The organism is Streptomyces sp. NPDC056231 (assembly GCF_048270745.1).
In the GTDB taxonomy this organism is placed as follows: Bacteria; Actinomycetota; Actinomycetes; order Streptomycetales; family Streptomycetaceae; genus Streptomyces.
In genome coordinates, this window is the sequence record NZ_JBLVKW010000004.1 from 21,853 (window position 1) to 46,193 (window position 24,341).

Annotated in this window: 17 protein-coding genes and 1 pseudogene; 5 read left to right on the forward strand and 13 right to left on the reverse strand. The window is 71.1% G+C overall.

Annotated elements, in window-relative coordinates:
* Positions 1–12: 12 nt before the first annotated feature.
* Positions 13–552: a hypothetical protein gene (locus ACNPQM_RS05395; RefSeq protein WP_418083038.1), complete on the reverse strand. Its 540-nt coding sequence runs from the start codon at positions 550–552 to the stop codon at positions 13–15.
* Positions 553–694: 142 nt separating this feature from the next.
* A complete protein-coding gene (locus tag ACNPQM_RS05400) occupies positions 695–2,611 on the reverse strand; it encodes an ATP-binding SpoIIE family protein phosphatase (protein ID WP_418083039.1) in 1,917 nt (638 codons plus the stop codon).
* Between the two features lie 181 nt (positions 2,612–2,792).
* Here ACNPQM_RS05400 and ACNPQM_RS05405 point away from each other — a divergent pair, with 181 nt between their 5' ends.
* Positions 2,793–4,229, forward strand: a complete 1,437-nt coding sequence (locus ACNPQM_RS05405) for a helix-turn-helix domain-containing protein (RefSeq protein WP_418083040.1) — start codon at positions 2,793–2,795, stop codon at positions 4,227–4,229.
* Between the two features lie 68 nt (positions 4,230–4,297).
* Here the strand turns inward: ACNPQM_RS05405 and ACNPQM_RS05410 are convergent, their stop codons facing one another.
* The 7 genes and pseudogenes from ACNPQM_RS05410 to ACNPQM_RS05440 all read right to left on the reverse strand — a co-directional run bounded on the left by ACNPQM_RS05410 (position 4,298) and on the right by ACNPQM_RS05440 (position 13,729).
* On the reverse strand, positions 4,298–5,206 hold the full coding sequence (locus ACNPQM_RS05410; RefSeq protein WP_418083218.1) for an adenosine kinase: 909 nt from the start codon (positions 5,204–5,206) through the stop codon (positions 4,298–4,300).
* A gap of 48 nt (positions 5,207–5,254) precedes the next feature.
* Positions 5,255–5,883: pseudogene (locus ACNPQM_RS05415) on the reverse strand (alpha/beta hydrolase); the annotation flags it as partial.
* Complete coding sequence (locus tag ACNPQM_RS05420; protein WP_418083041.1) at positions 5,882–6,853, reverse strand: alpha/beta hydrolase; 972 nt, start codon at positions 6,851–6,853, stop codon at positions 5,882–5,884. The pseudogene ACNPQM_RS05415 and the gene ACNPQM_RS05420, both read right to left, overlap by 2 nt.
* An 805-nt stretch (positions 6,854–7,658) precedes the next feature.
* Complete coding sequence (locus ACNPQM_RS05425; protein ID WP_418083042.1) at positions 7,659–8,690, reverse strand: helix-turn-helix domain-containing protein; 1,032 nt, start codon at positions 8,688–8,690, stop codon at positions 7,659–7,661.
* The gene (locus ACNPQM_RS05430; protein WP_418083043.1) at positions 8,669–9,733 is read right to left on the reverse strand and encodes a helix-turn-helix domain-containing protein; all 1,065 of its coding nucleotides are present in this window, start codon (positions 9,731–9,733) and stop codon (positions 8,669–8,671) included. The genes ACNPQM_RS05425 and ACNPQM_RS05430 overlap by 22 nt, the downstream gene beginning before the upstream one ends.
* Positions 9,734–9,833: 100 nt before the next feature.
* Positions 9,834–10,820: an alpha/beta hydrolase gene (locus ACNPQM_RS05435; RefSeq protein ID WP_418083045.1), complete on the reverse strand. Its 987-nt coding sequence runs from the start codon at positions 10,818–10,820 to the stop codon at positions 9,834–9,836.
* A 47-nt stretch (positions 10,821–10,867) separates the two neighbouring features.
* The gene (locus ACNPQM_RS05440) at positions 10,868–13,729 is read right to left on the reverse strand and encodes an AAA family ATPase (protein ID WP_418083047.1); all 2,862 of its coding nucleotides are present in this window, start codon (positions 13,727–13,729) and stop codon (positions 10,868–10,870) included.
* A 244-nt stretch (positions 13,730–13,973) separates the two neighbouring features.
* Between ACNPQM_RS05440 and ACNPQM_RS05445 the strand changes: the two genes are divergently transcribed.
* Positions 13,974–16,754, forward strand: a complete 2,781-nt coding sequence (locus ACNPQM_RS05445) for a helix-turn-helix transcriptional regulator (protein WP_418083049.1) — start codon at positions 13,974–13,976, stop codon at positions 16,752–16,754.
* Here ACNPQM_RS05445 and ACNPQM_RS05450 read toward each other — a convergent pair.
* Positions 16,748–17,236, reverse strand: coding sequence for a carboxymuconolactone decarboxylase family protein (locus ACNPQM_RS05450; protein ID WP_418083051.1), 489 nt, complete (start codon positions 17,234–17,236; stop codon positions 16,748–16,750). The two genes, ACNPQM_RS05445 and ACNPQM_RS05450, sit on opposite strands and share 7 nt — an antisense overlap.
* Before the next feature lie 122 nt (positions 17,237–17,358).
* Here ACNPQM_RS05450 and ACNPQM_RS05455 point away from each other — a divergent pair, with 122 nt between their 5' ends.
* The 3 genes from ACNPQM_RS05455 (at position 17,359) to ACNPQM_RS05465 (ending at position 20,772) form a co-directional block, all read left to right on the forward strand.
* The gene (locus ACNPQM_RS05455) at positions 17,359–18,342 is read left to right on the forward strand and encodes a pirin family protein (RefSeq protein WP_418083053.1); all 984 of its coding nucleotides are present in this window, start codon (positions 17,359–17,361) and stop codon (positions 18,340–18,342) included.
* 27 nt (positions 18,343–18,369) lie between these two features.
* Entirely contained in the window at positions 18,370–18,711 is a 342-nt protein-coding gene (locus ACNPQM_RS05460; protein ID WP_358859927.1) for a GNAT family N-acetyltransferase, read from the forward strand.
* Between the two features lie 261 nt (positions 18,712–18,972).
* A complete protein-coding gene (locus tag ACNPQM_RS05465) occupies positions 18,973–20,772 on the forward strand; it encodes a BTAD domain-containing putative transcriptional regulator (RefSeq protein ID WP_418083055.1) in 1,800 nt (599 codons plus the stop codon).
* 86 nt (positions 20,773–20,858) lie between these two features.
* Here the strand turns inward: ACNPQM_RS05465 and ACNPQM_RS05470 are convergent, their stop codons facing one another.
* The 3 genes from ACNPQM_RS05470 to ACNPQM_RS05480 are packed head-to-tail and all read right to left on the reverse strand — an operon-like array spanning position 20,859 to position 24,320.
* The gene (locus tag ACNPQM_RS05470; protein WP_418083057.1) at positions 20,859–22,241 is read right to left on the reverse strand and encodes an alkaline phosphatase family protein; all 1,383 of its coding nucleotides are present in this window, start codon (positions 22,239–22,241) and stop codon (positions 20,859–20,861) included.
* Positions 22,238–23,425 (reverse strand): metabolite traffic protein EboE, encoded by a 1,188-nt coding sequence (gene eboE, locus ACNPQM_RS05475; RefSeq protein WP_418083059.1) that lies wholly within the window; start codon positions 23,423–23,425, stop codon positions 22,238–22,240. The genes ACNPQM_RS05470 and eboE overlap by 4 nt, the downstream gene beginning before the upstream one ends.
* Positions 23,426–23,438: 13 nt before the next feature.
* A complete protein-coding gene (locus ACNPQM_RS05480) occupies positions 23,439–24,320 on the reverse strand; it encodes a TatD family hydrolase (RefSeq protein ID WP_418083061.1) in 882 nt (293 codons plus the stop codon).
* Positions 24,321–24,341 lie beyond the last annotated feature (21 nt).

Genomic DNA, 24,341 nt, shown 5'->3' on the forward strand with positions numbered 1-24,341 from the left:
CGGCGCCTCGGGCTACTCCTCGAAGTAGGCGTCGAGCACCACGTCGAGTTCTTCCGCCCACGCCTTGAGACTGCTTCTGGCGGCCGCCTCGACCTCGGCGTTGAACCAGCGCCGGGACGACATGTGGACGGTGACGGTGAACCGGCGCCCGAACCTGGGGACCTTCACCTCGACCGCACCGACCTCGTCCCAGTGGAACTCGGCCTCCTGGTCATCCAGCCGGAACCGGATGCCGTCACGGTCCGCGGTGATCGAACCCCGCCGGTCGCTGACCTCGAATACGGGCCCGTTCTCGTCCTTCTCGCCCTTCTCCTGTTCCTCCTGCTTCCCGTCCTTTGCGTCCTCCGAGCCGGAATCGGCGTCGGTGCCCCCGGGGGCACCCTCCGCAAGGGCGTCGTCAGGGGCGGCACCCTCGGGCGCCGGCTCCTCGGGCTTCTCCTGGTCCAACTCGGACGTCCCGACGGTGCGGGGGGCCGTGAGACCAGGTATGTACGCCGGGTCTGTCCCTGCGGCGTACGCGGGCTGAGTGTTCGGATCTATGCGCTGCTCCACGGCGGGCAGTATGGCCGACGAACCTGTACGAGACCAGTAAGACCGACCTGCAATTGGGGGGTGGCGTCGCGGCCGCGGACGCCGAGACCTCGACGCGACGCCGTCAGGCCGCCACGCCGCCGGACGGCACGGCAGCACCTCGTCATTCAGCCGGAATGGCGATCTCGAACCAGATGGTCTTGCCGCGCCCCGCGGGCGAGCTTCCCCAGTCGCCGGCGAGCGCGTCGACGATCAGCAGTCCGCGCCCGGACTCGGCCCCCTGGTTGGTCTCCTCGTCCGCGACGATCGCCGTGGGGACAGGCGGATGCGGGTCGCTGTCGCGGACCTCGACGCGGATGCGGTCCGGGTACTCCCGCAGCCTCAGTTCCACTTCGCTGTCGGCGTGGATCAGTGCGTTGGTGACCACCTCGGTCGTCACCAGTTCGAGGGTGTCCTGCAGCCGCACCCTTCCCCACTGGCTCAGCAGGTCCCGCAGGAACAGCCTGACCTGGGCGACTCCCTGCAGGTGGTGTCGCTGTACGGACATCCGCGCCGTCCGCCGGTGGCCCTGCAGATGCGCTCCCTCGTACCGCACCAGCAGCAGAGCCGCGTCGTCGGCGAGCACCCGCCACTCGCGCCGGTCCGCGACGATGCGGTCGGCGAGCACCTCCAGGTCGTCTCCGCAGTGGTCGGCGAGCACCCGGCCGAGCCTCTCCATCGCCGCGTCCGATCCGAGAAGCCGCGCGTCCAGCAGGCCGTCGGTGAACAGTGCCAGTACCGAGCCCGGCTCCAGCAGTGCCTCGCTCTGCTCGTACAGGGCCAGTGGGTCGACGCCCAGCGGAGGTCCGACGGGCAGCGGTCCGGTGAAGCTCCGTCCTCCCGCGCCGACAAGGAGCGGACTCGGGTGGCCCGCGGTCGCCGTGGCGGCGGTCCCGGTCGACAGATCGAGCCAGACGCAGCAGTAGGTGGCGTACAGATCCGTGTCCAGCCCGGACAGGAGCCGGTTGCTCCGCTCGAGCACGGTGGCCGGGTCATGGCCCTCGGTGGCGTACGCCCGGACGCCGCTGCGGAGCTGCCCCATCACCGCCACCGCCTCCAGGCTGTGGCCCTCCACGTCACCGATGACCAGGCCGATTCCGCCGCTGGGCAGCGGGACGATGTCGTACCAGTCGCCGCCCACCTCCGCCCCCTCGGTAGCCGGGAGGTAGCGGGCCGTGGCGACCGCCTCGATCAGATGCGGGAGGCTGCGGGGCAGCAGACTGCGCTGCAGGGTCTGGGTGAGCGCGTGCTCGATCTCGTACGAGCGGGCCCGCTCCAGGGACTGGCCCACCTGCTCCAGCATGATCGCCAGGACGGCGAGCTCCTCAGGCGCGATGGGGCGCGCGGGTTCCGGGAATTCCAGGACGCAGCAGCCCATGGCGCGACCGTTGGAGACGAGGGGGAGATAAGAGCGGGCCTGGACCTCCGGGTCGGGATCGCCATCCGGATAGGCGTCCCGCAGTGCCTCGGCGGACCGGAACGACCGGATCTCGAGCGAGCGGATCGTGTCCGTCTCCGGGGTGCTGCGGGACAGCAGCGTCCCCTCCACCCGCTGCACCGCCTCGCGTGAGAACCCCGAGGCGCCGATCACATGCAGCCGCCCCTGCTTGGCGAGGCACAGCATCACCGCCCGGCCGCCGAAGGGCCGCACCACTTGGGATTCGGCGGCGGCGAGTACGTCCCGGATGTGCACCGCGGCCGTGAGCTCGGCGGCGAGCCGTTGCAGCTGGTAGAGGAACATGCTGCTGGTCGGCACGGGGACGATCGGCGACTCCGCTCCCCCGTTCCTCTCCGTGGGGGCGTTGCCGCGCGGCAGCGCGGAAATGAACAGTGGGAGGTCCGGAGCCTTCATCGACACGCCCTGCTGGGCGAGGTCCTGCAGCTCGACAGCCAGGTCCTCCGCGACAACCCTGAGGTAGTCCAGCGTCTCGTCGGCGACCGGCTGCGGCGGCACCCACCGCATGCTCACGACACCGAACCGGTGCTGTTCGGTCCGTACCGGCGCGGAGGCGACTCGCTCGACCCAGGTGATTGACGGCACCGCCGCGAGGTGCGTGCCCCAGCCCCGTGACGCCGCCCCCAATTGCCGGTCGGTCTAAGGTTGCGCTTGCACATCCCACCGAAGAATCCGGCCAGGGGAAACATTCCGTGCACACATCCGTCCTTGCTGCCCCTGGGACGTTCACCCGTAGCGAGCAGCCGACAGCGGAGGAGCAGGCACGATGTCAGGGACCGGCCGGGCAGCCACGGCCGACGAGGCAGCGGGAACCCCTGCGCGCGGCGTACCGGAGGGGGCGGACCGCCCGGTGGACCAGGACGCCCCTCTCGTGATCGGCGAACGGGTGAAGCGGCTCCGCAAGGAGCGTGAGCTGACCCAGCGCCAGGTGGCCGAGCCTTCCTACACGGCCGCGTACATCTCCACCCTGGAGGCCGGCAAGGTCCGGCCCTCCGAGGCGGCGCTGCGCCACCTCGCCGAGCGGCTCGGCGTCTCGTACGAGGAGCTCGCCACCGGGCGCCCCAGCCATCTCGCCACCACGATCCGGCTCCGTCTGGCCGACGCGCAGCAAATCCTGGCCACGGGTGACGCGGCCGATGCGGCAGTGGAGTACGAGCGGCTGCTCGCCCGGGCCGAGGAGTATGGCCTCCGGACCGAACAGGCCACTGCCCTCACCGGGCTGGGTGAATGCGCCCTGGAGACGGGTGAACTCGACCAGGCGCGTGCCCACTTCGAGGCCGCCGAGCAGCAACTGGCCGACGCGCCCCTGCCCGAGCGGGCCCGAGCGGTGCGCGGCCGGGCGGTCGCCCACCTCCTCGCAGGCGAACTCCGCTACTCCTGCTACCTGCTGGAAAGCGCCCTCGACGAACTGAACACCTCCGGCCTGCAGGACCCCGGCGCCCTGCTCCAGCTCTACACCGCCTCCATCGCGCCCTACATGGATCTGGGGGCGCACGCCCGCGCCGCGCAGGCCGCCGAGCTGGCCCTGGCGCTGGCTCCGCAGGTCTCCGACCCCGCGCTGGTCGCCTCCATGCACCGCTCGGTGGCGCGCACCCTCATCGCGGAGGGCCGGGCAGCAGCCGCCGATGCCGCGCTCGCCAAGGCGGCCGAGCTCTACCAGCAACTGCAGATGCGCACCGAACTCGCCCACTGCCACTGGATGCGCGGCTACGTCCACGCCCAGCACGACGACCTGGAAAAAGCGGAGTGCGAACTGCGCACCGCGCACTCCATGCTGGTCTCCAAGCGCGCCGCCCTCTACACCTCCCAGGTCGAGGTGGAGCTCGCCGATGTACTTCGCCGCCGCGGCAAGGCCGACGAGGCCGCGGCCCTGTTGCGCGACCTGCTCGGCGGTCTCCATCCCGACCGCGGCGCGGTCCACGCGGGCGGAGCCCATCGGCTGCTGGGCCTGATCGCCGAGGAATCCGGTGACGCCGAGGCCGCCGAGGAGCACTACGTCACCGCTCTCTCCCTGCTCGAACGCGCAGGGGCGGCGGGCGACCTCGCCGATATCTGCCGGCTCCTGGGCGACCTGCTGCGCAGCGAGGGCCGCACCGAAGCCGCCATGGACGCCTACCGCACCGGTCTCGGTCACCGCTCCAGCCCGGGCACCACCACACTCGGTCCGGCTCCGGCCCGACCGCCGGAGACACCCTGGAACTGACGGTGGCCTAAGAGGAGCTCACACAATGGGCGCCCGGCTCGCGGCGGACTCCCATTTTATGAGCTCCTCTAACTCTCCGACTCCGCGACGCGGGCGAGGAGTTCGTCGCGGCCGATCGGGTCGGTTCGCGTCGACTCGACGGTGCAGGCGTGGGCTCCGGCCACCGCACCGTAGAGGCCGCACCGCTGCGGCGGTTCGCCGGCCAGCCAGCCGAGGAGGAAGCCGGACACGAAGGCGTCACCGGCGCCGTTGGAGTCCACCACCGGCCCCGGGGGCGTGACGGCCGGAATCCGGGTCACCTCGCCGTCGGCCAGCAGGCAGGCGCCCTCGGCTCCGGCCGTGGCAACGACGACTCGGGCACGTCCCCGCTCGGCGACGCGTCGCATGGTCCGCTCCGGGTCGGCCAGGGCGACGGCGGAGACGAAGACGAGATCCGCCTCGTACGCGAACGGCTCGTGGTAGGGGTTGACGCCGTCCCAGTTGTGCAGGTCGGTCGAGATCGTCACTCCGGCCTCCCGCAGCACGGGAAGAGCGAAGGCGCACGGGTGGGTGATCGAGACATGGGCATGACGGCTCGCTGCGGCCAAGGACCGGACCGTCGCCTCGGGCAGCCGGTCCCCGTCCCGCGACCGGCTGTCGTCGTACAGTGACAGCCGTCGTCCGTCCGGACCGACGAGGTTGACGGCGCGTTTGGTGCCGCCGGGCAGCGGGACCTCGGTGAGTGCGATGCCGCGGTCGCGGTGCAGCGCCCGGATCAGGTCACCCGCGTGGTCGTCGCCGATCATGTCGAGGTGATGCGTGCGCAGGCCCAGGGCGCTCACCCCCAGCGCGACGAAGTCCCCGGTCTGCCCCGCCCGCGTCTCGATCCCCGGGCGGATCATGTAGCTGTCGGCGTACGGGAGGGGCAGCTCCGGGACGTACACGATCGTGTCGACGCCCGCGCCTCCCAGGACGAGAACATCGGTCTCGGCGCTTATGGGTGTTCCTCTCCGGCCGACCGGCAACTGTGGCTGTCGGCAGGCGAGTCAAACAGGGCAGTCACCACGGCCGCAAGATGTTGCAGAATCTTCCCGCAAGTTTTCGCCCCCGCGTGCCGCGTCCCGGATCAGTGCGGCGACCTCGTCGGGCCGGGACACCGCCACGGCGTGCGAGGCACCCTCGATCTCGACGGTCGTCGCCCCGGCCCGCTGCGCGCCGAAGCGCTGGACCTCGGGGTTGATCGCCTGGTCCGCGCCGGCGACGAGCGCCCAGGAGGGCTTGGTCTTCCACGCGGCGGCCGAGGCGGTCTCCATGAACGCCGAGGCGGCCAACGGGCGCTGCGCCACCGCCAGGACCTCGGTGACCGGGTCCGGGACGTCCGCGGCGAAGATGTCCCCGAAGGCCTCGGCCTTGATGGTGACCTCGACCGCGGGCTCGGCGCCCTCCACGGGGTACGTCGTCTCCTTCGGATTGCTGACGAGCGGCGAGAGAGGGAAGCGGCCCTGCAACTCGCCCAGGCTCTCGTCCTCTTCGGTGGCATAGGCCGCGATGTAGACCAGTCCGACGACGTTCTCCGCGGTTCCTGCCACGGAGATGAGCGCACCGCCGTAGGAGTGGCCGACCAGCACTACCGGCCGTCGATCTGAGCAGCCACGGAAGCGATGTACGCGGTGTCAGCCGGCGTGGAGCGCGGTGCGCAGAGTGCCGATGGCCAACGTGATGGCGGCCTGGGCGGCGTGGGTCTCGCGCAGGGCGTTGAGCATGACGAAGTCGTGGATGATGCCCTGGAATCGGACGGCGGTGACGGGCACACCGGCCTCGCGGAGCTTGTTGGCGTAGGCCTCGCCCTCGTCGCGCAGCACATCGGCCTCGCCGGTGATGACCAGGGCGGGCGGCAGCCCGGTGAGCTGCTCGGTGGTGGCCCGCAGCGGGGAGGCGGTGATCTGGGCGCGCTCGGCTTCGTCGGTGGTGTACTGGTCCCAGAACCACTGCATGCCGTCGCGGCGCAGGAAGTAGCCGGTGGCGAACTGGTGGTAGGAGCCGGTGTCGAAGTTCGCGTCGGTGACCGGGTAGAAGAGAACCTGCTGGACCAGCGGTACGTCGCCGCGCTCCTTGGCCATCAGCGTCAGTGCGGCGGTCATGTTGCCGCCGACGGAGTCGCCGGCAACGGCCAGCCGGGTGCCGTCGAGGTCCTTGGACGCACCCTGCTGGACGACCCATCGGGCGACTGCGTAGTTCTGCTCGATGGCGACCGGGTAGCGGACCTCGGGGGAGAGGTCGTACTCGGGGAAGACCACGGCGGCGTCGGCGCCGACGGCGAGTTCGCGCACCAGGCGGTCGTGGGTGTGCGCATTGCCGAACACCCAGCCGGCGCCGTGGATGTAGAGAATCACCGGGAGGGTCCCCTCCACACCGGCGGGCCTGACGATGCGCGCGCGGACACTGCCCGTCGGACCGCCCGGGACAGTGATCCACTCCTCGTCGACCCGCGGCTTGCCGATCTCGCCGGACTGCACCTCGTCGACCGCCTTGCGACCCTCGGCGGGCGGCAGGTCGAAAAGGTACGGCGGATTGGCGGTCGCCTCGGCGAACGCGGCTGCCGCCGGCTCCAGCACCGGCTGGACCGGCTCCACGACGTCGGACATGTGAGTCTCCTGAGTTTCTTGTGATGCGCCGGTCCCTCCGGCGAGGCAAATCCAGGCCGGACATTGAGATCTGCGGGCCGTCGATCATCAAGCTAGAACCCTGAGGACGGCGGGGATTGACCACCAACGCACCGGCGTCGACCGCGAAGTGCACGCCCAAGAGCTGTCCCGGTGCCCGCCCGGGATGACGGAACAGCCCCTTGACGAGACAGTGCACTCCCGGAACGCGTCCGGTGCACTGCCGGGACACACGGGTACTTGGGCCCGAAATAGCCTGGCGGCGAAACAGTTGCGGGCGGCCGGGGTCCGGGCTTGCGCATGGAGCAGCAAGCCCCCCGTGCATTCAGTCCGATGGAGCGTGGGCGCTGCCATGTGGTGTGCCGCGGCTCTCTCCCGCCCGTCGAGGCCTGGCCCCGGATTTCGAGAGCGCGGTCTTCGCCCCCTGCTTCTCGCTCTGATCTCCCGGGAGGGCCGGTCACGAACCGGCCCTCCCGGGACACCCGCTGCTCACGGCGACCTCCGTGGCCGGACATCGCCTCTCGGCCTCGAACGCCGCCAGGACCAGGCCGCTGTCGTGAAGGGGCGCGGGCCCCGCACCCGGATCGCGGCGCGGGGCCCGCTCTTTTTTCCGGTCGTACGTCTCAGAGCCTGTCGGGTGACCTCTGATCGGATAGCGGACGCGGCCTGGTGCGTGCGATTCCAAGGCGGAGAAGGGAGTCAACGCGGAGCGTTGGTGACTGACGACAACGCGGGAAGCGTGCGTGCCAGGGCGTGGCCGCCCGGTCGGAGGTCACCCGACAGGCTCTCAGACAGAACGGACCCGGTCGGCCGTTCGCCGCTGCTGAGTGCCTGCGCTCGCGCGCCACTGGGTCGGGGACACCCCGTAGGCCTGGCGGAAGGCACGGCTGAAGTGGGCCGGACTGATGAAGCCCCAGCGAGCCGCCACGGCCGAGATCACCAGGTCGGCCGCGCCGGGACGGGCCAGTTCGGCCCTGCACGCCTCGAGTCGCCGTTGGCGCACCCAGCCGCTGACCGTGGTGCCCTGCGCGTGAAAAAGCTTGTGCAGGTAACGCAGGGAGATGTGGTGCTCGTCGGCGAGCATCCGGGGAGACAGCTCGGGCTCGCCGAGGCGGGACTCGACGGAGGCCTTGATCCGGTCCAGCACCGTGACCGGCCCCGCCTCGGCCCCGGGCCTCCCGTCCGTCTTCACCAGGTCTTCGGCCAGGGTCGAGAGCAGACCCGTGACGGTGCGCGCGAGTCGCTCGCCCACCTGGGGCGAGGCGGAGCCGATCTCCTGCGCCAGCCCGGACAGGAGCGGCAGAATCAGTTCTGACGGTCTGTCGGCCGTGTCGCCGACGGCCCTCGCGGTGACCCGTCGCATCTCCGCCTCGTCCAGCCGCAGCTTCGTGCGGGGAACCATCAGGACACGGGCCCGGTGCGGCTCCGGCAGGACAAGGGTGAACGGTCGGGTCGCGTCGTAGAAGGCCAGGACCCCCGGGTGCAGCTGCGCGGCACGGCCGTCCTGGGACAGCAGCGCCGAACCCTCCAGCTGAACGCGGGCGAACATGTACGCACGGCCGTCCGCCGCCGCGCCCTCCGGGGTCCGAAGGAGCTTCGCGGGGTCCGACTCCTCGGTCGCGACCTGAAGCGATCCCAGCCGGTCCGCCCTGAGGGACCCCTTCCAGGACCGCGGGTCCTCCCGGACGACCAGGTCCAGATCGACGTAGGCTCGCGAAAGGGCCCGCTTCCAGGCCGGAACCCGGTCCGCGGGCCCGACGGTCTCCGTGGACAGGTCCATCGTCGGCACACCGGCCGTCAGCGGCGCTCGGACCGGCATGTCTCGTCCCCCTCGACGGAGCGTCGGCCCTGCTCGTGTCGCAGCCACTCGGTCGGCGACGTCCCGTACTCCCGGCGAAACGCCCGTCCGAAATGAGACGTGCTGGTGAATCCCCAGCGGCGGGCGACGCTTCCCACGCCGGCGCCCTGCGCGGCGGTGGCCGTCAGCTCCCGGCGGCACTCCTGCATGCGCAGCTCACGGATCCGACGGCTGACCGTCGTGCCCTCCCCCTCGAACAGCCGGTGCAGATACCGCACCGAGATGTGATGGGCCCGTGCGACGGCCTCGGGGGTGAGGTCAGGATCCGCCAGATGCCAGCGGATGAACCGGTGGATGCGCGCCAGCAGGACGCGGTCGGCTCCGGGCAGACCCGTCGGCTCCGCGCCGAGTTGCTGCGCCGCGGCCGCGGCCAGCAGGTCCACCGTGCTGCCGGCCAGTTGCTCGGCGGCGGACCCGGAGTACAGCTCGGAGGTGTCCGCCAGGCGCGACATGAACGGCGAGAGCAGGGTCGCCAGTCCTGCCTGCGGGCGCATGGACCTCGCCGTGATCTGCCTGAGTTCCGCCTCCGTCACGCCCAGGAGGTTCCGCGGCACAGCGAAGATCTTCAACTGGAACCGTTGGGGAAACCGGGTGCGGAAGGGGCGAATGGTCTCGAAGAAAGCGACATCGCCCGGTCGTAGCTCCGTGACGCGGTCATCCTGCTCCACCTGGGCGAAGCCCCTGGTGAGTACGGCGACGAACACCTCTTGGCCGTCGCCGCGGGCGATGAAGCGCGGGGCCCGGTGCACCACTCCGGGATCGCACTCGACCGTGCTGATCCGAAGGTCGCCGAGGTGGTCCGTACGCATGGTGGCGGCGTACGTTCCCCCTTCCGCGGAAATGTCCATCCCCACGAGTTGCGCGAGGACGGCGTCGTGCCAGAAGTCCAGACTCTCGCTGAGGGGAACGGTGCTTGTGCACAGCACCTGACGCGGGCGTCGCCGCGTGGCGGAGTCATGGACGTGGGCACCGTCTCCCGGGAAGGCACCGAAACTCGTTGACATACAGGCCAGCGTGCCTCCGACGAGGTGACGGACGCATCGGTCGGCCGACTGGTCCGGCCCCACCTGCTCCGTCCTGCCCGGGCACAGCAGGCAGCCGCCCTCACTTCAGGTGGCTGCGAAGGAAGGATCCTCCCAGGAGCACGGCCGTCCGCGTGGTCGGGCTGTCGCGCAACGCGGTCAGCGACACGAAGTCGTGGACCGTGCCCAGGAATCGGGCTGAGGTCACCTCGACTCCGGCACCACGCAGCCGGTCCGCGTACCGCTCCCCCTCATCCCGTGTCACGTCGGCCTCCGCCGTGATCACCAGCGCAGGCGGCAGCCCGGCGAGCTCCGCGACGCTCGCACGCATGGGGGACGCCGTCGGCTCGTCCCGCTGCCCCGGATCGTCGGCGTACTGCTGCCAGTACGAGCGCAGCGCCTTCCGGGTGAGCAGATAGCCCGTGGCGAACTGCCGCTGGGAAGGGCTGTCGCAGCGGGAGTCGGTGAGCGGGTAGTACAGCAGTTGGGCGCGGACCCTCGGGCCGCCGCGCGACTTCGCCATCAGCGTGAGCGCCGTGGCCACGGTGGCACCGGCGCAGTCTCCGGCGACCGCCAGCCGGTCGGCGTCGAGCCCGAGTGCCCCGGCCTGCCGGACCACCCAGGTCATCAGCGCGTAGCACTCCTCGAGGGCCACGGGGTAGCGGGCCTCGGGAGTACGGCTGTACTCGGGGACGACAGCGGCCACGCCCGCACCGCGCACGAGCTCGCTGACGAGCCGTGCGTGGGTCTGTGCGTCTCCCAGCATCCATCGGCCCCCGTGGGCGTAGAGCACCGCGGGAAGCGGGCCGGTGAGGTCCGACGGCCTACAGATCCAGAAGCCGACCAGGCCGGAGGGCCCCACGGGCGCCACGTGGAAGGTGGCGTCCACCTCGAAGTCGTCGACCAGGTGGATCTGAGACTCCCGCAACGCCTGTCGGCCGTCGACCGGTCCCAGCTCATGCAAGAAAGGGGGTGCTGCGGACGCGTCGACGAGCCGCTGCACCAGCGGATCGAGCGTCACGGCCGACGGGGCCTTGCCGCCCGCCCGCACTTCGGGGTCCGACTGCATCCGGTTCGCCTCTCGCGCGGCCCCTCGGGGTTCTGGTTCATCGCCCGTCACCTGTCGTGCAGCAGGTCCCGCAGTTGGTGGCGGCTGCTGATGCCGAGCTTCGGATAGACGTTGTAGAGGTGCGAGCCCACGGTACGCGGCGAGAGGAAGAGCCGTTCACCGATCTCGCGATTCGAGAGTCCGTTCGCCGCCAGACGCGCGATCTGCTGTTGCTGGGCCGTCAGTTCGGCCAGGCGATCGGCCGACGCGGGAGCCTGGGCCACCCCGGTCGCGCGCAGCTCGCCGCGGGCCGACGCGGCAAGGTGCCGGGCGTCGAGCCGGGCCGCGACCTCCACCACCGCGGTCAGCTGCGCTCGGGCCTCCAGGGGCCTTCTGCGCCTGCGCAGCCAGATCGCGTAGTGCAACCGGGCCCGGGCCCGCTCCAGGGGCCACTTGTCCGCCTCCGGATTGACCAGGGCCAGCCGGAAGTGGTGCTCGGGGTCGGCATCCTCGTCCACGAGGGCCGCCGCATGATGCATCAGGAGCGTCATCCGCGTCGTCGGTCGCGCGCCCTGGCGTTCCCGTACCTCCCCGAGGATGCGCGCCGCCTCCTGCTGCCGGCCGATTCGCCGGGCGACGGCGGCCAGTTCGCTGATGGAGCGTGGCGAAAGGAAGGGGTCGAGGGGCGAGCCGTCCTCCCCGAACAACGCCCGCAAGTGCCGGAAGGCCCGGTCGCCGTCCCCGAGGACCATCGCGGTCAGACCGCAGGCCCGCAGCATTCTGGCGTGTGTGGAGCGGTTCTCGTCCAGACTGACGGAGCGCCAGTGGGGCCCGGTGAACGGGATGTCCGGCATCGTCTCGCCGCGAAGCGCGCGGAGGGTCACCTCCAGGGCTTCGAGGTCCATGTCGACACGGGTCAACCGGTGGACGGCGGCGGCGGACCGGCCCTCCTCGATCACCGCCTCGGCCTCGGACCACCGTCCGATGCTCACGAGGGTGTCCACCTGGGCCGCGAGGGTCCATGCGCGTGGCCCCAGCGTGCCCCGCGTGCCACGGAGCGCTCCTGCCTGCCGGTAGCTCTCCGCGCACAGCTCCGACTCGTCGAGGTGGTGGGCGACCGAGGCGGTCGCCAGCAGACGGGTCAGCCGGCGCGCACCGTCGAGGGGTTCGGAGGGAGGGGCGGTCAACCTTCGCAGCGCGTCGCTGCCGCCGCGTACAGCAGGATCGATTCCCACCGACACGGCAGCCTCCAGGAAGGCGAGAACCTCGGGCCCGGCGGGCTCGTGGAAGAACCCGTCCTGCTGTGCGCACCGGTCCTTCTCGGCCTGCGCTGCCCGGACCGCGTGGTCGAGCAGTCGTGGCAGCGGCAGCCGGTGCTCGGGCAGCCCTGACCTGCGGGAGATCCCTGTCGCGACCGCGGCCAGTGCGAAGGAGGTCGTTGCACAGCTCGGCGGCGTGCGCTGCCACACGTCGAGCAGGAGGTCGAAGGCCTCCCGCTGAAAAGAGAGCAGCGACAGCGCTCCACTCATGGCACAGGCCGCGACGCACAGCAGTTCCGGGTCGCTGTTCACCCGGGTGAACCGTTCGTACAGCTCGCGCACCCATTCCGGGTCCCCGACGTCGCTCGCGGCGGCCAGCGCTCGGGCGAGACGTCGAGCCCGGTCGTGGACGCCGGGGCTGAAGCGTGCGGCTTGTTCCAGTGCCTTCGCCGAGGCGAAGCAGTCTCCGGTCTGCGCGGACTGGGCGGCGGCTTCCTCCAGGGCAGTGGCCACCGTCTCGTCCGGGCCGATGGCTGCTGCGGCCAGGTGCCAGGCCCGACGTGCGGGGACCTGGCCTCGTGCGGCGGCGAGATCCCGGTGGACCTGCTGCCGCAGCTTCGCGGCGTGCCGGTGGAATGCCGCCGTGCGGATCAGCGGGTTGCGGAACGAGAGACGGCCGTCGGCGATGGTGATCAGCTCGGCATCCTCCGCCGGGACCCACACGGTGAGGTCGTGGGCTCCCCATGCGGACATGACGGTGCCGAGTTCGTCCTCCTTCAAGGCGGCGGCCGCGTACAGCAGGGCGCGCTGAGTTTCCTCCGGCAGCTCGCCCAGTCGTGCGGCGAACATCTGCTGGATCCGCGCGGTCTGCCGCGGGTCCGCACCTGCCGGTGCCGGCCCGCTTCCGCCGTACGCCGCCCGGCTCAGCTCGACGACCGCCAGCGGGTTCCCCTCCGCCTGCCGGAGCAGGTCCAGCCTGGCCCTTCCCGCGGGTGCGCCGGGCTGTGCATCCAGAAGCAGGGCCGACGCCCGGTGCGACAGCGGGCCGAGCGACAGGACGGGAAGATCCGCGGGGACCCCGGCCGGGGGAGCCTCGCCGCGTGCGGTGAACAGCACGGTCACGGCCTGGTCCGTCAGGCGTCGCGTCACGAAGAAGAGGACATCCATGGACACGCGATCGCAGTCCTGCAGGTCGTCCACGGTCAGCAGGACCGGGCGTGCCTGTGCGAGGTGCCCCAGGAGTGTCAGGACTGCTGCGCCCAGTGCTCTTCTCTCCGGAAGTCCGGTCTCCGGAGCCGGCCCGAAAGCGGTGCGCAGCGCCCGCCGCTGGTGTGCCGGCAGAGCGTCGATCGCGCCGAGCACCGGCAGGAGCAGCTGGTGCAGGGTCGAGAACGCATGCGGCTCCTCGGAGCCCCAGCCCTGCGCCGACAGGACCCGGGTGCGGCGTCCTTCGGCTGTCTGCGCGGCAACCCGGAGCAGCCGGGACTTGCCGCTTCCGGCGTCGCCGAGCAGGAGAAGAGCCTGGGGGAGGTCATTGCGTACGTCGAGGGACCGCAGGATCCGGTCGACCTCCATCTCCCGGCCGATCACCACTGCGGCGATCGGCTCGGAGCCGCCGGGGTCGATTCCTTCACCGGCGGCTGCCGCGCCCTTCACGTCGAATTCCGTCATCGCACTCCGATCCCCCGAACCATGGACGGGATCGCCACGGCCTACTGATCTCGCTGGAGGACAGGTCGGCAGCTCGCACGTCCACGCCCATGAATGGATGCTGCCAAGGCGTCGGCAGGAACGCTTCTGTCATGTGACCAGTCATGCCGAAATCGGGCCTGGCAGGATGTCTTCAGAGCACTGAGCAGGCATTTCGCATCCACACCGGTTCGGCAGGCGGATGATTGGACGGACAAGGAAAAGCATGGACTTCGGCACCGACCCGGCACGCACGCGGGAGGTCCTGGGCAGGAATCGTGAACTGGCGCGGATCGCGCAACTGATCGACGCCGAGGACGACCACGGCCCGAAGGTGCTCGTGCTGACCGGCGAGCCGGGAGCGGGCAAGAGCGCCCTGGTGGAATGGGCGGCCTCGCACGCTGTGGCCGGCGGCCGGCGCGTGCTCCGGGTGCGAGGCAGCGAAGGCGAGCAGGACCTGGGTTTCGCGGCGGTGCACCAACTGCTGCGCCCGGTACTCTCCGGCGTCGACCGGCTTACCCAGCGCCAGCGCGATGCCCTGCGCCGCGCATTCGGTACGGACGACACCGACGAGTCACAGGCGCCGGACCCGCTGTTGATCAGGGTCGGCGTGCTGACGCTGCTCTCGGACGCGGCGACGGAACGCCCCTTGCTGATCACCGTCGACGACGCACAGTGGCTGGACGTCGGCTCGCTGGACGTCCTCGCCTTCATCGCCCGGCGCCTCGAAGGCGAACGGGTCGGCCTGCTGCTCGCCGCTCGGGATGACGCGGTGCCTGCGCGCTTCGACCGCGACTTCCCGCATCTGGCCGCAGGGCCCCTGGACCGGGCTTCGGCGGGGCTCCTGCTGGACGCGCAGCCGCATCCACCACGGGATCGCGTCCGGTCCCGGATTCTCCAGCAGGCGGCCGGGAACCCACTGGCCCTCATCGAGCTCACACGAGCCTTCGCCAGTGATCTGGGCAGCCGCGGATTCGACTCGATCGACTCGCTCCCCCTCACCGCCCGGCTGGAGCACCTGTTCGCCGCCGACCTGGCCGCCCTGCCACCCGACACACGCCGGGCCCTGCTCCTGGCGGCGGCAGCCGGCAGCGCCCGGCTCTCGGACGTTCTCCACGCCGTGCCCGGCCTGGACGCGCCGGAGGTGTGGAGACCCGCCGAACAGGCGGGGCTGGTGCGCATCGAGGACAGCCACGTGCGTCTGCGTCATCCGCTGGTCCGCTCCGCGATCTACCAGGCCGCTTCGTTCGCCGAGCGCCGCGAGGCCCACCTGGCGCTCGCCGCCGCGCTCGCGCAGGAACCCGATCGCCGTGCCTGGCATCTCGCCGCAGCCGCATTCGGCCCGGACGCTCAAGTCGCCGACGCTCTCGCGGAGACCGCGGAACGCTCGCGGCGTCGCGGCGGATACGCGTCCGCGGCCACGGCGCTGGAACGCGCCGCGGAACTCACGTCGGAGCCGGATCAGCGTGCCAGGCGCCTGCTCGCCGCCGCCGAATCGGCCATGTACGCCGGGTATCCGCAGTGGGTCGGTGAGATCGCGGCCCGCGTCGACACCCTGACGGACGACGCCCAGCTCCTCGCCGAGGCGTCCCTGCGCGGCGGGTGGTCCCTGGCCGTGACGCTCCGGCACGACGACTCCCTGGCCTTCCTGCTGCCCGTGGCCGAATCCATGGCCGCACACGCACCTGCCCTGGCTCTGAGCGCGCTGTCAACGGCATCGACCCCCGCATACAACTCCGGCGCTCCGTTCTACCGGACCGAACTCCAGCGGATCGGCGGCCTCATCACGTCGCCGCCGAACAGGATCGACTGCCTCTGGCCACAGGTGGTCAGCCACCCGTTCACGGACCGGGAGGAGGCTCTGAAGGGCCTGGCCCATGCGGTGGACACACTGCAGGACAGTTCCCTGTCCGACTTCGTCGTGCTCGGCGCCACAGCCTGGATCCTGGACGAGACCGACCAGGCCGTGCGCCTGCTCGGCCAGACCCTGGACCATCTGCGCCGAGCTGCGACGGCCGGCGCCAACTGCACCGTCGCGCAGGCCCTCGCCCTCGCCCTGTTCGAGAGCGGAGCCTGGACCGCGGCCCGATCCGCCGCCGAGGACGCCTTCTGGATGGCGACAGAGTCAGGCGCGGACAACGTCACCGTGGGATCGTCGATCCTGCGGGCCACGCTGCGCGCCGCCCGCGGGGACCACGAGGCCGCACGCGCGCAGGCCGGCGATGCCGTCCGCGGCATCGACCTGCTCGATTCCCGCAGCCTGTATGTGCGTCACTGCCAGGCGCTCGGCATGGCCGCCCTGGCGGAGGGCGACCACAAGGCGGCGTACGAGCACTTCCGGCGCATGTTCACTCAGGACTTCCACCCCGCGCCCGTGCACTACCACGCTTCCCTGTACCACCTCGCCGATCTTGCCGCCGCAGCCGTCCGCGCCGGCCAGGCGGACGACGCCCGCTCCGTGCTCCGCGCCGCAGAGACGGCCCTGGGCGCGTCCCGCTCCGCCCGCCTGGACGCGATCGTGCATCGTGCCGCGGCGCTGCTGAGCGATCCCGAGGACGCGGAGCCCCATTTCCGTGCGGCGCTCGCCGACCCGGCCTGCCTCCGATGGCCCTTCGAGCACGCCCTCGCGCAGCTGGACTTCGGCGAGTGGCTGCGAAGGCGCCGACGGGCCGCGGAGGCGCGCACCGCTCTCGGTACCGCCCTCGGGATCTTCGAACGGCTCGACGCGCGCCCCTGGGTCGAGCGCACCACGGCCGAACTCCGCGCGGCAGGCGTGGCCGTGGCGGATTCCGCGGCGCCCGAAGCGGTGGCCGACCTGACGCCGCAGGAGCTGCAGATCGCCCAACTGGCCGCGGAGGGCCTGACCAACCGGGACATCGGCGCCCGGCTCTATCTGTCTCCGCGTACCATCGGCTTTCATCTGCACAAGATCTTTCCCAAGCTCGGCATCACGGGCCGCACCCAGTTGCGCGATGTCCTCGGCCCGGCGCGCCTGCCGGATCACTGAGGGGGGATACCCCGCACGGGATGCTTACTCAGGATGGAGACCCGGTTGAAGGCGTTGATGGTGATGGCCACCCAGATCACCGCGGAGATCTCGTCCTCGGTGAGGACCTGGCGGGCCGCGGCGTAGGCTTTCTCCTGCTCGACGGCGTTCGCGGGGTCGGTGGTCGCCTCCGCGAGGGCGAGTGCCGCGCGTTCCCGGGCCGTGAAGAGTTCGGTGTCGCGCCAGGCTGCCAGCACGCCCAGGCGCTGCGTCGTCTCACCGGCGCGCAGCGCGGCCCCGGTATGCACGCTCAGGCAGTACGCGCAGCCGTTGATCTGCGACACGCGGAGGTTGATCAGCTCCACCAGGCTTCGGTCGATCCCCGCCTCGGCGGCGGCCACGCGGACCGCGTCGGCCGTCCCGACGAGTGCACGGTAGGCCTTGGGGCTCTGCTTGTCGATGTAGACCCGTCGGCTGGCCAGGTCTGCTGTCGTGTCACTCACCGTGGACTCCTCCGGGGCCGCTTCCGGCCCTCGCTCCTCTGCCGTGCGCGTGCGGGGACATGGACTTAGTATCAGGCATGATTGTTGAATGTGAAATCACTCTTGGGTGAGAGGGGCGTGCGGTGAGCGATGTCGAAGTGGATCCGGCCGAGCGGAGCCGGGGTGCGGCAGGCCACGGTGAGTCTGCCGTGCAGCGTGTCGATGTGCTGTCCGCCCGGGACGTCCCGTTGGGCGGACCGCGTGCGATGACGGTACGGCGCACGCTGCCGCAGCGGGCGCGGACGCTGATCGGGGCCTGGTGCTTCATCGACCACTACGGCCCCGACGACGTCGCCGACACAGGTGGCATGGACGTGGCTCCTCATCCGCACATCGGCCTGCAGACCGTCAGCTGGCTGTTCAGCGGAGAGATCGAGCACCGCGACAGCCTGGGCAGCCACGCGCTCGTCCGGCCCGGCGAGCTCAACCTCATGACCAGCGGGTACGGCATCAGCCACTCGGAGGTCTCCACCGCCCGCACCACCGCACTGCACGGCGTCCAGTTGTGGGTGGCCCTGCCCGAAGAGCACCGGCACACCGGACGTGACTTCCAGCACTACGTCCCGCGACGGGTCCGGGTGGACGGAGCCGACATCAGGGTGTTCCTGGGGTCATTGGCGGGTGACACCTCTCCGGTACCGACCTTCACGCCCTTGCTCGGCGCCGAACTCGTTCTCGACCCGCACACGACGACCAGCCTCCGCGTGGATCCCGGATTCGAGCACGGACTGCTCGTCGACGAAGGGAACGTCCGCGTCGACGGAACACTTCTGCACCCGGCCGAGTTGGGATACATCGGCACCGGGGGCGACGCCCTGACCCTGACGAACGAGACGGAACGCCCGGCCCGCGTGGTGCTGCTGGGCGGCACACCGTTCCAGGAACAGATCGTCATGTGGTGGAACTTCATCGGTCGCAGCCACGAGGACATCGTCGAGGCGCGGACCGCGTGGGAGAACGCCTCCGATCGCTTCGGCAGTGTCGACGGTTACGACGGCGACCGCCTTCCCGCACCCGGCCTTCCGAACGCCCGCATCGCCCCACGCAAGAATCCTGCACACCACTGAGTGACGTACGACACCGAAAGGCCCGTCATGACCGAGCATGCATCCGAGCCGACCGTTCAGAGAGTCGACTCCAGGCACCGTTACGAGGTTCTGGTCGACGGCGAACGCGCGGGCCTCACCGCCTACCGCGACCGCGACGGACAACGTGTCTTCTTTCACACCGAGATCGACGACGCCTTCGCAGGCCAGGGCCTGGCCTCGCTCCTCGTGGAGCAGGCCCTGACCGACGTACGCGCCTCCGGAAAGCGCATCGTGCCGGTCTGCCCTTACGTGGCGAAGTTCCTCAAGAGGCACGACGAGTTCGCGGACATCACCGACCCGGTGACGCCCGAGGTCGTGCAGTGGCTGGAGACCGCCCTGAAGCGGTGACCACCCCGCGGCTCGCGTCGCACGTCCCCCTCCTGGCACGTCCGGGCACACAGCGGTGCGCTCGAGGACAACCGGCAGGGGGACGTTCTTCCCACGTGGCGGGGAGGCGGGAGCGGGCACCGCCATTGGCCGAGAAAGGCCGTTCCACCCGCCGCCACAGGCCACGAAATCGAAACGATAATCCGTGAACACCACCCCCTTCTAGCGTCCCCCACAACAGCCGTCGCGCGTCCGCGCGCGGCCCGGAACGGGGGAAAACACATGAAGTTCAGCATCCTCGGCCCGGTGGAGGCGTCCGTCGACGGTGCCGACATCCCGCTCGACGGCACCAAGCAGCGCACCACCCTCGCCGCCCTGTTGTTGGCTCGCGGGCATATGGTCACCGACGACCGGCTCAGCACCCTCCTGTGGGGCTGGGAGCCACCCGCAACGATGAGCGCGCAGATCTACACGTACATCTCCCGGCTGCGCAAGCGGCTCGGCCCCGGGATCCGGCTGGAACGTCGCGGTCCCGGCTACTGGCTGGACATCGGCCCCGCCGGTTTCGACTGGGCTGAGTTCGAGCGGCTGGCCGGCATCGGGACCCGGGCGCTGAGCGACGGACGGTTCGAGCAGGCCGCCCGGGATCTGCGGGACGCGCTGGGTCTGTGGAGCGCGCCGGCCCTCTCCAACACCACCGACTTCCTCGGTGAGATCGAGCTGCCCAGGCTGGAGGAGGCCTACATGGCCGCCCTGGAGAGCCGCATCGAGGCCGACCTCGCCATGGGCTCGCACGCCGCGCTGATCGCGGAGCTGACGCCGCTGGTGGCCCGCCATCCGCTGCGGGAACGACTGCGCGCCCAGCTGATGACCGCCCTCTACCGCAGCGAGCGGCAGGCGGAGGCGCTCGCCGTCTACCGCGCCGGACGGCGCACGCTGCGCGAGGAGCTCGGGATCGACCCGGGGCAGGCGCTGCGTACGGTGCACGACGCGATCCTCACCGGGGATCTGGACGGACCCGCCGCGGGACCCGCCGTCCTGTCGGCGTCCTCCCACAGCTGGAACGGGCTCGTGCCCGCGATGCTGCCGCCGGACACCACCGACTTCCACGGCCGCGAGAAGCAGCTCGCCGAAGTGACCGCCCTGCTCCGGCCGCACGCAGCGCAGCCGCACCGGGCCGTGATCACCGGTATGTCGGGCATCGGGAAGTCGGCGCTCGCCGTGCATGCCGCCCAGCTGAGCCGTGAGCACTTCCCCGACGGACAGCTCTACGTCGACCTGCGCGACACCCAGGGACGGGCCAAGAACCCGCATGAGGTGCTGGGCTGGTTCCTGCACGCGCTCGGCACCCCGCAGGGGGATCTGCCGGTCTCGCTGGACGAGCGCAGTCAGCTGTACCGGAGCCGGCTGGCGGGGCGCCGTGTGCTCGTCGTCCTCGACAACACGGAGGACGACCGGCAGACCCGGCCCCTGCTGCCGGGCGGAGAGCTGTGCCGCACCATCATCACCGGGCGCAGTCCGCTGAGCGGTCTGGAGGGCATCCGCCTGGTCCACCTCGGGCTGCCGGAGCCGGACGAGGCGACCGGGCTGCTCGCACGGCTCGTGGGCGCCGACCGGGTGGCGGCGGAACCGGAGGCGGCGGCCCGGCTGGTCGAGCTCTGCGACGGGCTTCCGCTCGCGCTGCGCATCGCCGCGACCCGGCTGACGGCCAACCCCCGGTGGCGGCTCTCCCGGCTGGTGGCCAGACTCGGACCCGAACAGCACCGGTTGAGCGAGCTGCGGCTCGGCGGCCACGATCTGCGAGCCTCCCTGCGGCTCGCGTATGCCGAGCTCGACGCCGAAGCGCGCCGGGCCTTCCGGGAGCTGGCACGGGGCTGCGCGGCCGGGCTCAGCGCGCGGGAGGCCGCCGAGGTGCTGGGGGTGTCCGAGGAGCGGGGCGAATGGGTTCTCGAGGCGCTGGCCGACGCGCGGCTGATCGAGGTCAGCGGGATCTGCACCGACGAGCGGCTGCACTACCGCTTCCTGTCGCTGGTCCGGCTGTTCGCCCAGGAGCAGCCCGCATCGGAGCCCGCCGCCTCCTAAGGGCTGTCCGGGGCCGGCACGCATACGCCTGCGCGGTGCGGACACTTCGCCGGCGCCCCTGTGGCAGCAGGGGTGCCGACGGCGCGTCAGGACCAGCCGTGCAGACGCAGGATCAGCCGCTTGACCTCGGTGGCGTGGAAGCGCTGCTGAGCCTCTGCGGGCTCCGAGCACAGCAGCATCGGGGCGTCCCGGTCGTCGTCGGGAAGCCGGCCGTGGCTCCCCCGTACACAGTGCGGGTCGATCGGCACGACGGTCATCGGAGCCCGCATGCCGGCCTTCTTGCGCAGCAGCGTCAGCGCCGCCTTGGCCTTGATCATCGGATCGGCCGGGTCGAAGAACAGCTCGGCCGGGTCGTAGCCGGGCTTGCGGTGGATCTCGACGCCCCGGGCGAAGTCGGGGGCGCGGTCGTCGTCCAGCCAGTAGTAATACGTGAACCAGGCGTCCGGTTCCGCGACTGCCACGAGCTCGCCCGCGTTCGGGTGGTCGATGCCGAAGTCGGCCTGCTGTACGCGGTCGAGGACCATGTCGACACCGGCGGTGGCCTTGAGTGTGTCTCGTACCCGCGGCAGGTCGGAGGGGTCGGCGACGTACACATGGGCGGCCTGGTGGTCGGCGACGGCGAAGGCCCGTGAGGTGTGCGGGTCGAGATACTCCATGCCGCGCTGCACGTAGACGGAGAGCAGCCCTTCGCGGCGCAGCGCCCGGTTGATGTCGACGGGTCGGCGCACCGGGGCAATCCCGTACTCGCTCAGCGCGATGACGGTGGTGCCGCGGTCCCGCAGGTCGTCCAGGAGCGGTCCGAGCGCGGCGTCCGCCTCGCGGGCCGCACGGACGGCCTGCGGGCTGTCGGGGCCGTAGCGCTGAAGGTCGTAGTCGAGGTGCGGGACATAGATGAAGGTCAGGTCGGGGCTCCGGCGGTCCAGGACATATCGGGACGCCTGGGCGATCCAGCTGGTCGAGGCGATGCCGGCGGTTGGGCCCCAGTAGTTGAAGAGAGGGAAGTCGCCCTGCAGTGCGGTCAGTTCGTCGCGCAGGCCTGCCGGGACGGTGTAGCAGTCGGGCTGCTTGCGGCCGTCGTAGTGGTAGACGGGGCGCGGGGTGAGGACGGTGTCGACCTCGGCGCCCATCGCCCACCACCAGCAGAGGTAGGCGGTGGTGTGGTCCGGGTCCTTCTCCCGGGCGGCGTGCCACACCTTTTCGCCGTGGACGAGGGCGTTGTGCTGACGCCACATGAGCACCTCGCCCTGGTCACGGTGGTACCAGCCGTTGGCCACCGCGCCGTGGTCGTTGGGCAGGCTGCCGGTGGTCAGCGATGCCTGAACGGTGGCGGTGACGGCCGGGAAGACCGTGTCCAGCGCGGCGGCGAAGCCCTGTTCACCGATGGCCCGGAGATGGGGCATGTGCGGCAGCAGCCGCGGGGTGAGGCCGACCGTGCAGAGGACGGCGACCTTTCTGCGTCGGTCGGTCATGAGTGGTGCTCCTCAGTACTCTTGAGACCGAGTTCGGTCAGTTCGACTTCTGTCCAAGCCAGTTCGGCAGCTATTCCGTCGACCAGACCGTCCCGTCCGGCCGGCCGCCGGCCTTCCGGCAGCACGGTCCAGGTGTAGGTCTCCACCTCGACATGACCGGTGAGCGCCCGCTCCCCCGCGAACAGCGCGCGGAGAGTGGCGCGGAGCTCGGGCCGGGTGCTGCTCAGCGGCGGCGCCGGCTCGCTGTGCAGGGGGACGTGGTAGTGGACCCGCCAGGGCCGGTTGCCGGGCAGCCCGCCTTCCTCGGCGAGCGCCTCGTCGAGATCGTCGCGGCCCAGCACGGAGCCGTCGGGCGCCTGTTCCCTGGTCTGGTGCAGGAAGCGGGGTTCGGCGAACTCGGTCAGGGCGGCCCGGACTCCGGGGTCGCGAGGCCGGTCGGCACACAGGGCGGCGGATGCCTGGAGCTTGACCACCGGGACCTGGTGGACGGCCAGGGCTCGGAGGGCTTCGTCGGGGTCCTCGTGGGCCACGGCGAGGTGGCAGGCGTCGAGGCACACCCCGATCCGCTCGGGGTCCGTGGCGGCGAGGGCGGCGGCCGTGTGCCACACGGTCTCGGTCACACAGCCGGGTTCGGGTTCGACGGCGACCCGGATGACCCGGCCGGTGTCGGCCTCGATCTGCTTCAGCCCTGCGGCCAGCAGGTCGAGTTGACGCAGGGCGGCGTCGTGGCGTTCCGCCGGCCAGGGGGTCCGCCAGGCGAAAGGGAGCGTGGAGACGCTGCCGTGGGTGGCGGTGTCGGGGAGCAGGGCGGCGAGGATGCGGGCCAGACGCAGGGTGTGGTCGAGTCTGCGCGGGTCGGACCAGTCGGGGGTGTACACGGCGTGCTTGACGACCGGATCGTGGAAGCCGCGGTACGGGAAGCCGTTGAAGGTCACCGTCTCGAGGCCGCGGGCAACCAGGTCGGCGCCGAGGCGGGCGAGGGCGGCCGGGTCGGTGTCGAGTGCGGCTGCGGTGGTGTCGGACAGCCAGAGGCCCAGTCCGAGGGTGTCGGTACCGAGGCGTTCCCGTACCGGAAGGGCGTACAGGTCGAACTGTGCGGTGATGCCCGGCAGATCCTCCGCCGGGTGCACATTGGTGCAGTAGGCGAGATGGACGTCGGTCCCGTCGTGGTGGCGCAGTCTCACGGTTCTGGTGTCCTCAGCTGCCGCCCCGGGCAACGGAGTTGCCCGCGTACAGGCCCGCCGCCGGGGACGTCGAGGTCCCGGTGCCCTCCGTGGACCCGGTGGCGTCGAGGTCGAGACGGCCGCTCTGTGCGTAGAAGGCGGTCGGGTTCTGCCACAGGACGCGGTCCACGTCCGCCTCGTCGAAACCGGCGGCGATCATCGCCTCGCCGGTGGCGCGGGTGAGCAGCGGATCGCTGTGTCCCCAGTCCGCCGCGGAGTTCACCAGCATCCGTTCGGTGCCGTACCGCTGGAGGATCTCCACCATGCGGGAGGGGGTCATCTTGGTGTCCGGGTAGATGGAGAAGCCCATCCAGCAGCCGCTTTCGGCAACCTGGCCGACGCTCAGTTCGTTGAGGTGGTCCAGCACGACGAAGCCCGGGTCGATGCCGGATTCCGCCACGACGGCCAGCGAGCGTGCGGTGCCGCCCGCCTTGTCACGGTGCGGGGTGTGCACGAGTGCGGGCAGCCGGTGCTCGACGGCGAGGGCCAGCTGCGCGGCGAAGGCGTGCTCCTCGGCGGGGGTGACAGTGTCGAAGCCGATCTCACCGACGGCGACGACGCCGTCCTTGGCGAGGAAGCGCGGCAGCAGGTCGAGCACGGGGGTGCAGCGGGGATCGTTGGCCTCCTTCGGGTTGAGGCCGATGGTGCAGTGGTGCCGGATCCCGTACTGGGCGGCGCGGTAGGGCTCCCAGCCGAGGAGTCCGTCGAAGTAGTCGCTGAAACTCGCGGGGGAGGTACGGGGCTGGCCGAGCCAGAACGCGGGTTCCACCAGGGCGCGGACACCTGCGTCGTACATCGCCCGGTAGTCGTCGGTGGTACGTGAGGTCATGTGGATGTGCGGGTCGAAAATCCGCATGTGGGGGCTCCTGCGAGTAGA

Bases quoted from the DNA above. Each gene is read 5' to 3' on its own strand.
- ACNPQM_RS05440 (WP_418083047.1), bottom strand. From the start codon at position 13,729: ATGACGGAATTCGACGTGAAGGGCGCGGCAGCCGCCGGTGAAGGAATC.
- ACNPQM_RS05470 (WP_418083057.1), bottom strand. From the start codon at position 22,241: ATGACCGACCGACGCAGAAAGGTCGCCGTCCTCTGCACGGTCGGCCTC.
- ACNPQM_RS05420 (WP_418083041.1), bottom strand. From the start codon at position 6,853: ATGTCCGACGTCGTGGAGCCGGTCCAGCCGGTGCTGGAGCCGGCGGCA.
- ACNPQM_RS05445 (WP_418083049.1), top strand. From the start codon at position 13,974: ATGGACTTCGGCACCGACCCGGCACGCACGCGGGAGGTCCTGGGCAGG.
- ACNPQM_RS05480 (WP_418083061.1), bottom strand. From the start codon at position 24,320: ATGCGGATTTTCGACCCGCACATCCACATGACCTCACGTACCACCGAC.
- ACNPQM_RS05405 (WP_418083040.1), top strand. From the start codon at position 2,793: ATGTCAGGGACCGGCCGGGCAGCCACGGCCGACGAGGCAGCGGGAACC.
- ACNPQM_RS05465 (WP_418083055.1), top strand. From the start codon at position 18,973: ATGAAGTTCAGCATCCTCGGCCCGGTGGAGGCGTCCGTCGACGGTGCC.
- ACNPQM_RS05435 (WP_418083045.1), bottom strand. From the start codon at position 10,820: ATGCAGTCGGACCCCGAAGTGCGGGCGGGCGGCAAGGCCCCGTCGGCC.
- ACNPQM_RS05425 (WP_418083042.1), bottom strand. From the start codon at position 8,690: ATGCCGGTCCGAGCGCCGCTGACGGCCGGTGTGCCGACGATGGACCTG.
- ACNPQM_RS05430 (WP_418083043.1), bottom strand. From the start codon at position 9,733: ATGTCAACGAGTTTCGGTGCCTTCCCGGGAGACGGTGCCCACGTCCAT.
- ACNPQM_RS05460 (WP_358859927.1), top strand. From the start codon at position 18,370: ATGACCGAGCATGCATCCGAGCCGACCGTTCAGAGAGTCGACTCCAGG.